This is a genomic window from Ferruginibacter sp., from assembly GCF_049840995.1.
Lineage (GTDB): Bacteria > Bacteroidota > Bacteroidia > Chitinophagales > Chitinophagaceae > Ferruginibacter.
On record NZ_JASGIP010000003.1, the window covers coordinates 1,459,849 to 1,475,505 of the forward strand.

General features: G+C 40.7%; 15 protein-coding genes. 5 read left to right on the forward strand and 10 right to left on the reverse strand.

The window, feature by feature from the left end; genetic code table 11:
- Positions 1-43 precede the first annotated feature (43 nt).
- Genes QM738_RS08095 through QM738_RS08105 form a run of 3 tightly spaced genes read right to left on the reverse strand, consistent with a single transcriptional unit; the run spans position 44 to position 3,150 of the window.
- Positions 44-1,030 carry a hypothetical protein gene (locus tag QM738_RS08095; protein WP_462276182.1) on the reverse strand — a complete coding sequence of 329 codons (987 nt, stop codon included), beginning with the start codon at positions 1,028-1,030 and terminating at the stop codon, positions 44-46.
- 60 nt (positions 1,031-1,090) lie between these two features.
- The gene (locus QM738_RS08100; RefSeq protein WP_462276183.1) at positions 1,091-2,611 is read right to left on the reverse strand and encodes a hypothetical protein; all 1,521 of its coding nucleotides are present in this window, start codon (positions 2,609-2,611) and stop codon (positions 1,091-1,093) included.
- The gene (locus QM738_RS08105) at positions 2,608-3,150 is read right to left on the reverse strand and encodes an RNA polymerase sigma factor (protein WP_462276184.1); all 543 of its coding nucleotides are present in this window, start codon (positions 3,148-3,150) and stop codon (positions 2,608-2,610) included. Before QM738_RS08105 ends, QM738_RS08100 begins: the two co-directional genes overlap by 4 nt.
- 149 nt (positions 3,151-3,299) lie before the next feature.
- Between QM738_RS08105 and QM738_RS08110 the strand changes: the two genes are divergently transcribed.
- The 3 genes from QM738_RS08110 to pdxH all read left to right on the forward strand — a co-directional run bounded on the left by QM738_RS08110 (position 3,300) and on the right by pdxH (position 5,121).
- Entirely contained in the window at positions 3,300-3,797 is a 498-nt protein-coding gene (locus tag QM738_RS08110; protein ID WP_462276185.1) for a hypothetical protein, read from the forward strand.
- A gap of 122 nt (positions 3,798-3,919) precedes the next feature.
- Positions 3,920-4,396 carry a hypothetical protein gene (locus QM738_RS08115; protein ID WP_462276186.1) on the forward strand — a complete coding sequence of 159 codons (477 nt, stop codon included), beginning with the start codon at positions 3,920-3,922 and terminating at the stop codon, positions 4,394-4,396.
- Positions 4,397-4,482: 86 nt separating this feature from the next.
- On the forward strand, positions 4,483-5,121 hold the full coding sequence (pdxH, locus tag QM738_RS08120) for a pyridoxamine 5'-phosphate oxidase (protein ID WP_462276187.1): 639 nt from the start codon (positions 4,483-4,485) through the stop codon (positions 5,119-5,121).
- Positions 5,122-5,206: 85 nt separating this feature from the next.
- Here pdxH and QM738_RS08125 read toward each other — a convergent pair whose 3' ends face one another.
- The 6 genes from QM738_RS08125 to QM738_RS08150 all read right to left on the reverse strand — a co-directional run bounded on the left by QM738_RS08125 (position 5,207) and on the right by QM738_RS08150 (position 10,908).
- Entirely contained in the window at positions 5,207-5,320 is a 114-nt protein-coding gene (locus tag QM738_RS08125; protein ID WP_462276188.1) for a 30S ribosomal protein THX, read from the reverse strand.
- Positions 5,321-5,427: 107 nt separating this feature from the next.
- On the reverse strand, positions 5,428-5,697 hold the full coding sequence (locus QM738_RS08130) for an HU family DNA-binding protein (RefSeq protein WP_462276189.1): 270 nt from the start codon (positions 5,695-5,697) through the stop codon (positions 5,428-5,430).
- Between the two features lie 302 nt (positions 5,698-5,999).
- Entirely contained in the window at positions 6,000-6,305 is a 306-nt protein-coding gene (locus tag QM738_RS08135; protein WP_462276190.1) for a DUF4286 family protein, read from the reverse strand.
- Positions 6,292-7,284: a hypothetical protein gene (locus QM738_RS08140; RefSeq protein WP_462276191.1), complete on the reverse strand. Its 993-nt coding sequence runs from the start codon at positions 7,282-7,284 to the stop codon at positions 6,292-6,294. Before QM738_RS08140 ends, QM738_RS08135 begins: the two co-directional genes overlap by 14 nt.
- Positions 7,285-7,528: 244 nt before the next feature.
- Positions 7,529-9,985 (reverse strand): DUF2339 domain-containing protein, encoded by a 2,457-nt coding sequence (locus tag QM738_RS08145; RefSeq protein ID WP_462276192.1) that lies wholly within the window; start codon positions 9,983-9,985, stop codon positions 7,529-7,531.
- 146 nt (positions 9,986-10,131) lie between these two features.
- Positions 10,132-10,908, reverse strand: coding sequence for an exodeoxyribonuclease III (locus QM738_RS08150; RefSeq protein ID WP_462276193.1), 777 nt, complete (start codon positions 10,906-10,908; stop codon positions 10,132-10,134).
- A 40-nt stretch (positions 10,909-10,948) separates the two neighbouring features.
- Between QM738_RS08150 and QM738_RS08155 the strand changes: the two genes are divergently transcribed.
- Positions 10,949-11,989 (forward strand): class I SAM-dependent methyltransferase, encoded by a 1,041-nt coding sequence (locus QM738_RS08155; protein WP_462276194.1) that lies wholly within the window; start codon positions 10,949-10,951, stop codon positions 11,987-11,989.
- A 2-nt stretch (positions 11,990-11,991) separates the two neighbouring features.
- Positions 11,992-12,933, forward strand: coding sequence for a DUF3137 domain-containing protein (locus QM738_RS08160; protein WP_462276195.1), 942 nt, complete (start codon positions 11,992-11,994; stop codon positions 12,931-12,933).
- 1 nt (position 12,934) lies between these two features.
- Here the strand turns inward: QM738_RS08160 and metH are convergent, their stop codons facing one another.
- The gene (metH, locus tag QM738_RS08165) at positions 12,935-15,655 is read right to left on the reverse strand and encodes a methionine synthase (RefSeq protein ID WP_462276196.1); all 2,721 of its coding nucleotides are present in this window, start codon (positions 15,653-15,655) and stop codon (positions 12,935-12,937) included.
- Positions 15,656-15,657: the final 2 nt, after the last annotated feature.

Sequence of the window (15,657 nt, forward strand, 5' to 3'; positions counted from 1 at the left end):
TTGTGCACCGGGACAATTTTTTATATAGCTGTTTCCATAAAGTTTATAATGTGGCCAGGTAGGCTTTTATATCAGCTAAAGATTTTTTGATCGGGGTGATATTTACTTTTTGTATAACACCGGGAGTTGTATTTAAACCAATGGTGATCGATTCTTTTCCAGAAAAATAATCATTGCCCTGTTTGGAAAGCACTACAACGGTAGCCGTTTTACCATTCGGCAATTTACTGCTCAGGAACCTTCTTTCAGGCACATCAGCATACATACCCATTACCGAACGGATCTCTTTGAACACCACGAACGAAGATGTGTTGGCATTGGTATAATTGTTGGGCAATACAGCCGCTACGGCAGTGCGGGTGATATTGGCCGTATCATAAAAATAATCGCAGTTGATCCAGCGCAGGTGACTGATAGCCATTTCGTAATTCTGCGAACCTACCGACAATGTATCAGTGGAAGTATTAGGGACCCAATTGAACTGGGCTGGATCAGATTCATCTCCAAAAAATAATTTCATAGCCTGGTTGGTTGCGGCATCAGCATACTTTACATAAATTTTTGCACCCGGTGCAATGGAAATGAGTTGGGTATCTTTTCTAAGGCTGATGAATAATTCGCCGCCGCTTACCAGCAACCTGCCATTGGAGGATGTTGGTTTATTCAATTGCACCATATCGCCCTTTGACCTGATCAAACGTGTTTCAATAAATATCTTTCCTGTAACAAACTGGCCGTTGCTGTTTACGCAGGAATGGGGTGGTATGGTTACCTGTAAACCATTGGATGCAGTTACTATCGCAGTATTGGTGTTTGTTTCAAAACTGTCTTTAGCAGCAGATTCGTTCAGTAATACCAGGTTGCTTTGCAATGAAAGTACGGGAGCTGTTGCAGCAATACTTGCCGTCCAGGTAGTATCGAGCCCGTTAGATGATCCTGCATCAGGAACAAAAACGTCGATATTCTTTTGACAGGCACTGAAGTAAAATGCTGTGCAGATCAATAATATGGTTGCTATCTTCTTGTTCATTTTTAATATAGTTAGCAAGGGTAAGATGCTGTAAGTTTTTTTTGTGCTGCCTGGAAAAAATTATTCTTTTCCAAGATCCAGCCTTAAGCCGATACGTATACCGGCGGTATTATTCTTTTGTTTAAAAGTTAATTTTTCATTGCTCATCGATTGCAGGCTATAGCGGAAATAAGGCTCTGCCAGTATATGCAGTTTATCATTCAGCTTATAATAGAATGAGGAACCTACCATAAAACCTACACCAATATTGGTTTTATACTGGTACGGCGAGTTACCCTTACCGGTAGTAATGCTTACGGGCTTGAATGCGGTATCCAGCACTTCGCCTTTTTGCCAGCTGTAGGCATTTACAATTACACCGGCATTGATGTTGGCATGAAACTTTCCATTGCCCATTTCGTAACCTATCAGCAAAGGCACATCAATAGTGCGGTATTTATTGTACGTGGTTTTATAACGGGTACCGGTGGTAATGTAGCTGCCCGTGGTATCGCCATTGGCATTGATGATATAAGTGATCTGCACCAGGTTACCCTGCACATAAGTGAATTTTTCATTCACCTGGCTGTAATTGATGCCCGTGCGCAGGCTTACACCATTACTGAATACCTTGGTATATCGTATGCCGGCGCTGTATGCAGAAGTGATCTTGGTACTTTCTTTTCTTTTTTGCAGGTAAGCAGAATTGCCGGTATCTGTAAAATTGCGGAAAGCCATATCCGGACCTGCATATACTTCAATATAGGTTTTGTTACCTGCTGCATTTTTTTCGATGGTAGGGCAGCCCGGTAAATTCACATTAGGCACGTTTCTTTTTTGTAAAGAAGATGCAGGGCCTTTGCTTATCTCTATCCTTTGCATACCGGCAAAGAGTAGACGCTTTAAGTAATAATCCTTTGCTGCAGGATCATCATAGGTAATAGCGGCATCTGTCATATCGTATCCATCTTCAACACCTGTCAATTTGCTTTTTTTAGTTTTGCTATTACTATTTCCATTTCCTTCGTTATCTGCTGTGGCAAACGGGCTATATATATTGAATTTATTTTTGCCTCTATTATCTAGGCGGCTGCTGTTTTTGGTATTGACATTGCCGTCATTACCATTGTTATCATTGGTTAATATGCCGGAGTTGGTATTGTCATTACCCTGCTGGGTAGGGATGGATGCTTGCTGCTGTGAAGTGCTGGTATTTGTTGTTGCCTCTTTATTGTTATTGGCTGCGCCGGCAACTGGATTAGTATCATTTTTATCAGTGCCGGTGTTATTGTTGTTATTACCATCAGTTGCTGCAGCATTCTGTTGACCATTCTGTTGATTGCTGTTGCCGTTTATTGTTGCAATTTTTTCATCACCAGCTTCATGCTTTTGCGAAAGGAAGAATGCGCCGCTGCCGCCAGCCAGCAGCAGGGCCGCGGCGATCAGTATATTACGCCCGTTTAAAATATTATACCAGAAACCGGCAGGCCTGCGTTTTTCACGCTCCTTCATGATATTGTCCCAAATGCGCGGGTGCACATCCGGACTGTAATCCCGGAACTGGTCTTTTATATGTTCATCAAATCGCTGGTTGTCGCTCATACCGCAACTTTTTGTTGTTCTAAAATTTGTTTCTGCAGCATCATCCGGGCTTTTACCAGCTGGCTGCGGCTGGTACCAGGTTGTATATGCAGCATTTCGGCTATTTCATCGTGCTGGTAACCTTCAATTACGTAAAGGTTGAATATCAGCCGGTAGCCATCCGGCAGGTTGTTTACCAGGTCCAGGATATCTTTTTGGGTAAGATGGGCGTAGGCCGAAGGCTCCAGTGCACTCTCATCCTTATCCTTTATCTCATAGCCAACCACTTCTTTCTCGTACCGGCGCAGTGAATATTTTTTCAAGGCCGTGTTTACCATTATTTTCCTGATCCAACCTTCAAAAGACCCTTCAAACTTAAACTGGTGTATCTTATCAAAAACTTTAATAAATGCGTCCTGTAGTATATCCTCCGCATCTGCTGCATTACGGGCATAGCGGTTGCAAACACCCAGCATACGGCTGGCGTAACGGTTAAAAACCTCCCGCTGGCAGGTGGCTTCCTCCCTGATGCATCCTCGTATGAGTTCCTCTTCCGTCAAAATTTTACAATAGGTTTACACGGGGTGTTTAGTGATAAAGATACCCCCGGGGGAGATTACGCTGCCCGGGGGCATTTATTGTTCTTAAGATACAAAAAAAGGGACTATTTTTTGTTTTTGGCGCCCAAATCGTATAATTTGAAGGGTATATGCTGCCCAACGAAGAGATACAGGTACTGGTAATAGAAAATGAGCGCCTGCAGATACAATTGCAGGAGCTGAATTATATACTGGCCGAAAGGGAGCAGGAAATTGCGGAATTTAAAAAAAACAAAGCCGAAGACACCGAGCTGCGCAGCCTGCTGGATATACACCTGGAAGAACTGCAGCTGATGCAGAACCGCATCGGCAAGCAGCAGCGCCAGGCCGCAGGGGCAGAGGAAAGGGAACTGGAGCTGCAACAGGAGTTAACGGAAGCCGCCCGGTTTCAGCAGCAATACAGCGAACTTTTTCAACAATACACTTATGCCAGTACCCAGCTGGAAGACCTGCAACAGGAAATTGCGAAACTAAAAAAACGCAATGCCATGCTGCAACAGATAGCCGTAAAGATCGGCGAAATGGAAAGCAATATGGAGATCATTACCCTTGAGAGAGATGAATTAAAAGCACGGGTAGCCGAACTTGAAAGGTTGCATGAAAGCTAAATAAAAGCTGTTGACCCTGTTACGAAATACTAAATTGTTTAATTCCTGTTCATAAATAACAGCTGCAATAATTGTAAAGCTGCTATCAATTTTTTACATTACATATCTAAAACTTAAAACTTATGAATTTTCAGACAATGAACAAACAAAGAAAGTTTGTTTTGATCGCAGCAGTTGTTGGGGTAATCTCAATGTTTTTACCCTGGGTATCCATTTCCATCTTTGGCATGTCCAGCAGCGTTAATGGTATGCACGGCAGTGGTATATTGGTTTTCTTTTGTTTTGTTGGTGCAGGGGTTGTTTCCTACTTGGGAGATCAGACAAAGAATCTTGATAAGACCTTTTGGTTTGTAGCACTTGCATGCGGAGCGCTGGCTTCATTGATCATGGTATGGAATTTTATAGATGCTTCAGGTGCAGGTATGTCTTTCTTAAGTGTTGGATTTTACCTGGCTGTGGCTGCTTCAATAGCAGTGCTGGCATCGGCCTACCTGTTCCGCAGCCCAACCGATAGTATCAAAAGTGGCTTCGACAGTTTAAAGAATGATATAGAAGAAAAAACAAAAAGTAACAATCCGCCAACACCTCCACAATCATAAAAAAGTATTTTTTACAAAGTACCCGGTTTATTGAACCGGGTATTTTTATTTGTGGCAACAGAAGCATTTTGTATTTAATTTTGAGTATGAATATTGCCGATATACGTAAGGATTATAAACTGCAGACACTTTCCGAAAAAGATGTTGCAACCGGGGCCATCGCCCAGTTTGACAAATGGTGGGACGATGCCGTTAAAAGCGAAATTGATGAAGTCAATGCCATGACACTGGCCACAGTTACTGCTACCAGTTTACCTGCTGCAAGAATTGTATTACTGAAAGGCTATGATGAAAATGGGTTTGTGTTCTTTACCAATTATGAAAGCCATAAGGGAAAAGAAATGGAACAAAATGCACATGCCTGCCTGGTATTTTTCTGGAAAGAACTGGAGCGCCAGGTAAGGATAACAGGCACTGTTGCAAAAGTAAGCGCAGCAGACAGTGATGCTTATTTTAATTCCCGCCCGCCGGGCAGCCGCATCGGCGCATGGGCATCGCCACAAAGTACTGTGATTGAAAAAAGAGAAGTGATCGAAGAACGTTCGAAAGAATTAACACAAAAATTCAGTGATGGAAATATTCCCCGCCCGCCGCATTGGGGAGGTTATATTGTAAAACCTACGGAGATAGAATTCTGGCAGGGACGCCCCAGCCGCCTGCACGACAGGATACGATACACACTACAAACAGATGGTACATGGCTTATTGAACGCCTTGCACCGTAGTAATGAATAATTGTTTAATGGATAATGAATAATTATTTTAAACGCTATTAATTATTCATTATCTCATTATTCATTAAGAAAAGGCTTACGCTTTTTTCTTTGGCGCAACATTTTTCTTAGCAGGTTTTGCTGGCCTTGATTTACCAAATGAACCTGCAAATGTTTTTCCTTTTTTTGTTTTGATATCACCACGTCCCATAATTGAAAGTGTTTTGTTTTTTTAATAAGCTTTATAAAAAAAGCAAGGTGCAAAGGCCCCTTGCTTTTGAACCTGCCTGCCGCAGGCAGGTGCGTACATTTAATAAATTACATTTTAGCAGACAATTCTTTACCTGCTTTAAATTTAGCAACCTTCTTGGCTTTTATTTTAATAACAGCACCTGTTTGAGGGTTACGGCCATTACGTGCAGCTCTTTTTGATACAGAGAAAGTACCAAAACCAACTAAAGTAACTTTACCACCTTTTTTCAAGGTAACAGTTACTGCTTCCACAAAAGAATCTAAAGCTGCATTAGCCTGAGTTTTTGTAACACCAGCATCGTCAGCAATTTTTGTAATTAATTCAGCTTTGTTCATGATAATTTTTTTTGAATTTTATTGAGCGACAAATATAGACGGTTTTGCAATTGCAGGAAAATTTTTTATTGAAATATTTTTTCCGTAAAAACAGCTGTAAACCGCAAGGAATAAGGATTTGGCGGGATTTGACATTTTAGATTTCAGGTTGCAGATATGGTTGAATTCGCTGAAACGGCCTGCCAGTAAGGGTTTGGGTAAATGGTTGATAAAATCCTTTGCCAAAGCAGCTTGCGGCGGAACGGCAGTATTAAGAAATTGTTGTGGAAAAATTAAAAAACTATTCAACAAAATAATGCACATCAGTTGATAACCTGCATCAGCGACCGGAACGAAATGAACTGGTTGCCCCATTTGTCAAAAACCTTTTGGCGCAGGGCCGTCGCAAATTTTTCGATGTAATGATTGTACAGCGATTTACTTTCTGCAAAAAACTGCACAGCGTAAGTGGGCCCATCAGTATCATCCACTTCCAGCAAACGTAATAAAGTAGCATGTGTAAAACAACCGGTGGCAATTATTTCCGGTATATGTTCCTGCTGCATCCATTGCAACCATTCGTTGTGTATGGCTTCTGTAACTTTGGTGGTAACGTTATATACTATCATTATTTTTTCTTTTATCTACTTCTGCGATCATTTTTCTGGTAAACAAAAGTAAAATAAATAATGCAGCGGCGATGGAAACCCATAATATCCAGTTGTAATTTTTTTTGACAGTTATCTTAGGTGATGGAATATCAAATGCAGCTATTTTTTGGAAAGACAAAAAGGGAGTGCTGTCAAATATTTTTGTATAAATCTTCGACAAATCATAGTTGGGGTTAATAGCAGACGCATTGTCCAGTATCAATTTGTAATTATTGTGTTTTTCCAGGTAGGAAGTGATATAACGGTAACCGAGGGAAGTATTAACGGACGAAACCTTTAATGGTAAATTATCTTCATTATGTATAAACAGGTAAAATTCAGTAGCATTAATAAGAGGGATATAAAATTGCAGAGAGCTGTTGTTGGAAATGGTAAAGTGCTGCAACAATTTTCCGGGATCGGAAAAAGAATAGTTTGATGAGTTAGGAATGTACAGATCAACACTACGGGAAAAATACTTTACGCCACTTAACTGTAAGCTAAGCATATCGAATTGGAAAGGCTGTTGCTGGGTGATCTTTATGTAAGAAATTGAACCACTATCTTTTTGTTCAACAAGTGGCTTGGGGTTTTCAATTATTTTAGGCTGAAGATGTGCTGGTAGACCAATGGTAGCGGTGCTTATTTTTCGAATTCCTTGTATATCAAAGGGGTCTTTGTTGTTGTTATAAATAGTGAGTTTAAAAAAACTATAATTACTTGCAGGAAAACGAATGCTAAAATGGGCTGTTGCAGAACCTTCGTCTGCAGCCGGACTTAATAAAATGCTGTCATTTATCAAGTACCAGTTTTTCTTGTCATCACTACCGCTTAATGTACAAAATCTTTCAGCAGCAGTATTTCTTAAGGTAAGATAAATGTTTGAGGTTGCAACCTTTCCATTTTCAATGATCAATACCGTGCTTGTTTTTGAATTTTCAGTTTTTGTAAAATTCATATCTATGGATATCGCATCATTGGTGATTTCGTTTGCGGGATAGTGAAGTACATGCGGCACCCATTTCCCCGAATCATTCACGATCCTCAGGTCGCTGTAATCCGTTTTTAAATGAGCCGATAATTCCGGAGTGATCTCGATATTATAGAAGCCGGATATTTTTACACTATCCAACGGTGCATAAAATTTATACCCTGTTGTTTGTGCATTGCAGCAAACAGTAAGTATAAGAGCACATAAAAAACTACTGATCTTTTTTCTCATCATCAATAATTATTTTTTTCAGGCGCTGGTACATAAAGGAAACCACCAGCAATAACACACCCAGGCAAAAGAAAGCAGCGATCTTGCCGCCTGCGGATATATCCCTGATATCGAATATAAATAATTTTAAGAGGGTAAGCGCAAACAGGCTGAGCGAAATAATGCGCAGCGTGCGGTATTTATGGTGCATGCCCAGCCACATAAATACAAAAGAACACAATCCCCACAAAATGGGCAAGCCGGTCTTAATATAAATGCGCTGGATATTAGCCAGTGAATTGTCGGCTGCATAAAAAATATGGTTGCTGATAAAGACTATTTCAAAGCTTAAATAAGTGACCAGGGCAATACATAATAACCATGTTACAGAACCCAGGCCCTCTTTTAAATCCTCCCTCGCATTGCGTAATAATTTTATCAGCCAATAGAAAATGACCGCAGTCAGCAAAGCGCTTAACCAATGGGCCAGGAAGTGAGCGTTATTTTTTTGTGTTTCCAGCATGGTTTGTTGTATCTCCATGATCTTGGGCAGGCAAGCAAAATAAATAACAATACATACGGCGAGTACTGTTGCAATAACCTGCCATTGCAATTGCAGCGCTTTGATCTTTTGCGCAATAAAGGCCAACAGGCTGATAAAACCAATGGTATATAAAAGCAGGTAAAGCGTATGTAAACCGGTACTGGGATAATAATGATGGAACTGGTAATTGATCTCTAAAGCACCAGCGGCAAATAATAATACCACCGAGGCAGTATAAAAAAGATATTTACCCGGTACAAGACCATTCGCTGTTGCACTACTGCTACTATCTTCTTTGCGGCGCAATAGGAACAACAGACCGGTGGCAAGCGCTGCAAATACCGTGGTTACAAATCCTTTATTGGTAATAATAGCAAACGCTTTTTCATAATTGGTATACAACTGCATACAGTCCATGGCAAGGCTTACCAGCATCAGCAACCACACCAGCATGGAAGCATATTGTATAAGACGAATGCCCGATTTCATAAACAACCAGTACAGCAACACTGCTTCGCTGGCCCAGAACAAAGTGATATAATTGCCGTGCAGCTGTATAGGTGCAGTAATTGAAACAAAACTAAGTGTGATGCCGATGAGCAGGTACAGTATGTTGGTATCCACTTTTTGTTTACGGAAAAGAAAATAAGAAACTGCTAAATTAAATATACCCATCGATGCGCTGAATAATCCCCTGAAGTCGTCCGCATTCATCTTGCTTAAACAATAAATACCCGTGCCAAAGAACAGGCAGGTATTGATCAGCAGGATACCAAAATCGGAAGCAATGAATTTCTTTTTCTCTTTAACGTTGTGTGCAATATTGATGATGAAAAATAGCAGGTAAAATATGCCTGCAAATAAAAAGGCATTTTTATACGTCGTGACGCTTTCTTCCAAAGGCAATAAAAATATCCAGGAGCCGAATAGTATGACCGTAAAAATAAAACTGAGTAAATTTAAAATGCGCCAGGCTTTGTTGTACGCAATTACTAAAAGGCCACTGTTTAAAATAATAAGATAAGTGAACAGCACTTTATAATTGCCATTACCAGTGCTTACTAAAAAAGGTGCTACAAAACCACCTACTAATGCAATAATGGCCAGCTCCTGTTTATTATACAGCAATGAAAGCACAACGGCAAAAGCAGTGATCACCAGCATAATTATAAATGCCGTTGTTTGCCCGAATAAATTAAATTTCTGGAAAGCGAGTGTAATAGTAAAATAGAAAACAGCCAGCCCGCCGCCTGCCAATACCGAACTGAAATTTTTATAACTACTCCGCAACCTGTGGGCCAGCCCGATCAATATAGCACCACACAAAATACCAATGGCCACACGGCCAACCGGGCCGATCCAGTTTTGTTCGATAGCATAGTTCACGAAAAATCCAATGGCCAATACTAAAATGGCAATACCGATCTTACTGATAAGATTCTCACCAATGAACTTTTCAAGATCTGGATTATTTTTCGACCATTTGGCAATGCCGCTTTCTTTTTCAAGTATAGCCGGGCGGATGAGCTGTTGTTGCTTTTGTGGGGCATCGATCGTTTCTTTTACCTCAACTGTTACAGCAGGACGCTGCAGTTCCTCTTTTTGTTGTTCGATGACTTCCTTTCTCTTAGCTTCCCGCTCCTGCCGCGAAGCTTCCAGTGCAGCCAGTTTCTGTTTGTATTCTTCCTGCGCTTTTAATTCGGCCGCTTCTTTTTCTTTTTGCTGTTGTTCGGTTATAGCTGGTTTAGGAGCAGGCGGCTGCAGGTTAGATAGTTCATGCTTAAGTTCCTGTATTTGATTTTTGAGGGAATTAATGTTTTTGCGAAGGTCGTCGCTGTTACTCTGCTGCCTGCTTTGAATATTCAATACAATAATGAAGATCACAACAAGCCCGAGAAAAATTAAAAACTCCATAGCAGTATAAAGTTTAGTTACTGCAAACCAAGATACAATGCTATTGCATAGCTTTCCCGAATAATTTGTTAAAGGAATATTTAGGAAAACCTTCGTTTAACAATTATTACTGGGCAAATGACTGCGATTTTAACAAATGAAAGTTGTTAAACCTTCAGTTCGACATAAATAGGGCAGTGATCGCTGTGTTTAACATCAGGAAAAATATCGGCGTCTTTCAATTGTTTTTTTAATGGCTCGGTTACAGTGATATAATCAATACGCCAGCCCTTATTATTCAGCCTTACCGAAGGAAAACGCTGGCTCCACCAGCTGTAGCGGTGCGGTTCTTTATGAAATTCGCGGAAAGTATCGATCCAGCCGCTGGCTAAAAATTTGGTCATCCATGCCCTTTCTTCAGGTAAAAATCCGGATGAATTTTTATTTCCTTTGGGATCGTGTATATCAATTTCGTTGTGGGCAATATTATAATCTCCCACCAAAACAATTTTGGGAAATTTCTTTTTTAGTTTGGTAAGATAGTCGTGAAATTCATCCAGCCATACATATTTAAAAGCCTGCCGCTCATCGCCGCTGGTGCCGCTGGGAAAATAAGCATTGATGAGACGTATATCTCCAAAATCCAGCTGTATCACACGTCCTTCATTATCGCTGCTTTCAATGCCGCAGCCAATGCAAATATTATCGGGCTTTATTTTAGTGAATATGGCAACGCCGCTGTAGCCTTTTTTTTGTGCACTGAACCAGTGGTGATGAAAACCCAGTGCTTCCAGTTGTTTCACATCTACATCATCCTTGGTTGCCTTGGTTTCCTGTAAACAAATGATATCGGCAGGGTTGGTTTTAAGCCAATCGATAAAACCTTTTTTTAAAGCGGCACGTATGCCATTAACGTTGTAGGAAATAATGCGGAGCGTAGCCATTTTTGTTTTATTTTGTTGCTGCAATTTACTTATAAACAATATGCAAAACATTGATCAGTTTATTTTCTCTTTCGAAAAAAAGGTATTGGCTGTAAAGGCAGGGGAAGTAACAAATCATACATACGGCCGGGATTATTTTGTACACCTGCAGCAAAACCTGCGCTATTACCTGCATATATATGCGGAAGTACTACAACTTACAATTAAAAAAATTTCCCTGGCGCCGGCTGCGGTAACATTGGTTGATTACGGAGCCGGTAATGGGTTGCTGGGCTTGTTTGCCAAACACTGTGGTTTTGGCCGGGTTTATATCAATGATATTGAACAGAATTTCTTGAAAGCTGCGGAGAATTTATCAGCTTTACTGCAAATACCTGTAGATGGATTTATAGCGGGTGATATTGAAGCAGTGGCACATGAACTATCGCAACAGCCGCCACAGGCCGTTGTTGGTACCGATGTTATAGAACATATTTATGACCTGGATAATTTTTTTAAAAAACTACAGGTGCTGAACCCGCAGCTGGTAACTGTTTTTACAACGGCAGCCAATACTGCCAACTGGTTTAAAACAAGGCATATAAAAAAATTGCAGCTGAAGGATGAGTACGAAGGAGGACAACCGGGCGATTATACACTATTTGGTTCAGCACCTTTAGCGCCTTTCTTTATCATGAGGAAAAGAATTATTAAGGAATATTTTCCGCTATTGAGTGAAACAGAAATAGAAGAACTTGCAACACATACACGGGGTTTAAATAAAGAAAGTATAATAAATGCAGTTACAAAATACACAACCGATAAAAAACTACCTGCATTGATCAGCCATCCAACCAATACCTGCGATCCACTGACCGGCAGTTGGACCGAACATTTACTGACGGTTGAAGAATATAAAACAATTTATAATGGAGCAGGTTATAAGCTGACTGTATACAATGGATTTTATAATTCCTATGCACCAGGTGCTAAAGCATTGCTGATGAATATAGCAAATACAGCCATTAAATTATTCGGCAAAAAACTAGCCCCCTTTATTATCCTGGTGGGAACAGCAAGTAAAAATAAAAACGGCGATTAATTATGGAAAGAGCAAAAACCTTTGATAATTTTTACAGCACTTATATTGAGCCGCAGCTGGAAGAGCTGAACAGACAGGATAAAGATGCTGACCATTGGGGTACCATCATGATATTTGCAATATTGGCGGCGGCGGCTTCTTTCATACTGATGTTTGCTGTTGAGGCATCGTGGAACGGGGGCCTGATCACTTTTTTACTGGGCGCATTTGCAGTTTTCAGTATTTATAAATACACACAAAAAGACGATAACTATACCGACAATTTTAAAGACAATGTAATTGCAACCATCATAAAATATATTGACCCGGAATTTGCATATAAGCCGGGCAATATGGTGCCTTCGAGAGAATATGTTTCCAGCGGGCTTTTTCGCAAGCGCTACGATTACATTGATGGAGATGATTTTATTGAAGGAACCTACAAAAATGTTCATTTTCATTGTTCGGAGCTGCATACCTATAAAACAGGCGGCCGCTCTTCTACCAGTGATATCACGATCTTTAAAGGGCTTTTTTTTGCTGCTGCAGTTAATGCAGGTTTTAGGGGAGGTACTTATATATGGAGTAAGGATGATGAACAATTAGCGAGCAGTATTGCTGATGAACGTTACAGGTTATTGCCCTTACCACAGGTGAGCGGAGTAGCGATTGGCGATCCATTGTTTGATCAGTATTATTCAATGTGCACTACTATGCCACCTGATGCCAAAAAAATAATTGACAACGGGATACCCGGTAAACTGTTACAATTCAGGCAACAGATCAAACGAAAGGTTGTGTTTTCGGTTGTAGCAGGAAAATGCTACGTGGCCATTCCTATCAGTGAAGACCTGCTGGAACCCAACACACCAGCAGGCGACCGGGAAGAAGTAAAAAAATATTTTTACACCATTCTGCTCATACTGAATATCATCAATCAATTGAACCTGGAAGGGCTTCAATAAACTATTCCAATATTGGCCTTAACCATTTAGTGGCTTCTTCTATACTCATATTTTTTCTTGCAGCATAATCATGCAGTTGGTCTTCGCTGATCTTACCCACACCAAAATATTTACTTTCAGGATTGGCAAAATACCAGCCTGATACAGATGATGCAGGATACATGGCTAAAGATTCAGTTAATTCAATACCGGTAGCTTCTTTGCCCCCTAACAGGTCAAACAGTTTATACTTTTCTGTATGATCAGGACATGCAGGGTAACCCGGCGCCGGGCGGATGCCTAAGTATTCTTCTTTGATCAATTGCTCATTGCTAAGATGCTCATCTGTTGCATAACCCCAGAATTCTTTACGGGTTTTTTCATGCAGCAATTCTGCAAAAGCTTCTGCCAGCCTGTCGGCCAGTGCCTGCAGAATGATCTTGTTATAATCATCCAGTGCAACTTCAAATTTTTTGATATGTGGCTCGATACCTTCGATAGTTACAGCAAATGCACCCATATGATCCTGGTAGTTTTTTTCTCCAGGTGCAATAAAATCAGCCAGTGATAAATTAGGTTGACCTTCTGCTTTTTTTATCTGCTGTCTTAAAAATTCCAGCTGCACAGTTCCGCTATCGCTTAATACATCAACTGAATCCGGGGCAGTTTTATTGGCGGGCCAAAAACCAATCGCTCCTCTTGCGTTCAGCCATTTTTCATCAATGATCTTTTGCAATAATTTTTTAGCATCATTGTACAGGTTGGTGGCAGCAACACCAATAACACTATCGGTTAATATTGCGGGAAATTTACCATGCATTTCCCAGGCAATAAAGAAGGGTTGCCAGTCAATGTATTTAGCCACTTCTTCCAGGCTGTAGTTATTAAAGGTTTTGGTACCAATAAAACTGGGTTTTACAGGCACAAATTTATCCCAGTTAACAGCAGCAGGGTTTTTCTGCGCTTCAGCAAAAGTTAAAAATGATTTTACAGACTTTTTATTTCCAAAATCTTCGGCCAGTTTTTCGTATTCTTTTTTAATACCCTGTAAAAAATCCGGCTTTTGTTCTTTGCTTAATAAACTACCGGCAACGGTTACACTACGACTGGCATCCAACACATGCACTACACCTTCATCGTATTGCGGGGCAATCTTAACAGCAGTATGCATACGACTGGTAGTAGCTCCGCCGATCAGCAACGGCAGCTTCAGCCCTTTACGTTTCATTTCGTGTGCCACATGCACCATTTCATCCAGCGAAGGAGTGATCAATCCGCTGAGGCCAATAATATCTACTTTTTCTTTTACGGCGGTATCTAAAATTTTATCAGTGGGCACCATTACACCCAGGTCGATAATATCGTATCCGTTACATCCGAGTACCACGCCTACAATATTTTTACCAATATCATGTACATCACCTTTTACGGTAGCCAGCAAAATTTTTGCAGCACCCGCTGCTTCTTCGGTATCATTACCGTTCGCCAAATTTGCTTTTTTGCGTTCTTCTTTTTCCAACTCAATAAATGGCGTAAGCACGGCTACTGCTTTTTTCATTACACGGGCGCTTTTAACCACCTGCGGTAAAAACATTTTACCTGCACCAAACAGGTCACCCACCACATTCATTCCGTCCATCAATGGTCCTTCGATCACATCCAAAGGTTTGGGATATTTTAAACGGGCTTCTTCCGTATCGGAATCAATATAATCGGTGATGCCATTCACAAGAGAATGCGTTAATCTTTTTTCCACTTCATCTGCACGCCATTTTTCATCCTTTACTTCAACCTTGCCTTTTGCTTTTACTGTTTCAGCAAAAGCGATCAGCTTTTCAGTAGCGCCGTTATCATCATTATTCCTGTTCAGTAATACATCCTCGCAAAGATTTCTTAATGTTGGCTCAATTTCATCATACACCACCAATTGCCCGGCATTTACAATGCCCATATCCATACCGGCTTTAATGGCATAGTACAGGAATACACTGTGTATCGCTTCCCTTACATGGTCGTTACCACGGAATGAAAAAGATACATTACTTACACCACCGCTCACCTTTGTTAAAGGCATCAGTTGTTTTATTTCCCTGGTGGCTTCAATAAAATCTACTGCATAGTTATTGTGCTCTTCAATACCGGTAGCCACCGCAAAAATGTTGGGATCGAAAATGATATCCTGCGGATGATAACCCACCTGTTCTGTAAGTATCTTGTAAGCCCTGTGACATATTTCTACTTTTCGTGCCTTGGTATCAGCCTGGCCTACTTCATCAAAAGCCATTACAATTACTGCAGCACCATAGCTTTTACAAACAAAGGCCTGCTCAATAAATTTGGCTTCTCCTTCCTTCATCGAAATGGAGTTTACAATACACTTACCCTGCACACATTTTAAACCGGCTTCTATAATTTCAAATTTAGAAGAGTCGATCATGATGGGTATCTTGGCGATATCCGGCTCAGCCTGCACCAGGTTTAAAAAAGTGGTCATGGCCTGTACGCCATCCAACAGGGCGTCATCCATGTTCACGTCAATTACCTGCGCACCGCTTTCCACCTGCTGCCTTGCAACAGATAATGCTTCTTCATATTGCCCCTCCCTGATAAGGCGTGCAAATTTTTTACTACCGGTTACATTGGTACGTTCACCCACATTCACAAAATTGGTTTCGGGGCGTATCACCAAAGGCTCCAGGCCGCTAAGGCGTAAGAATGGTTTTATATGTATCGTCTCGCTCATAA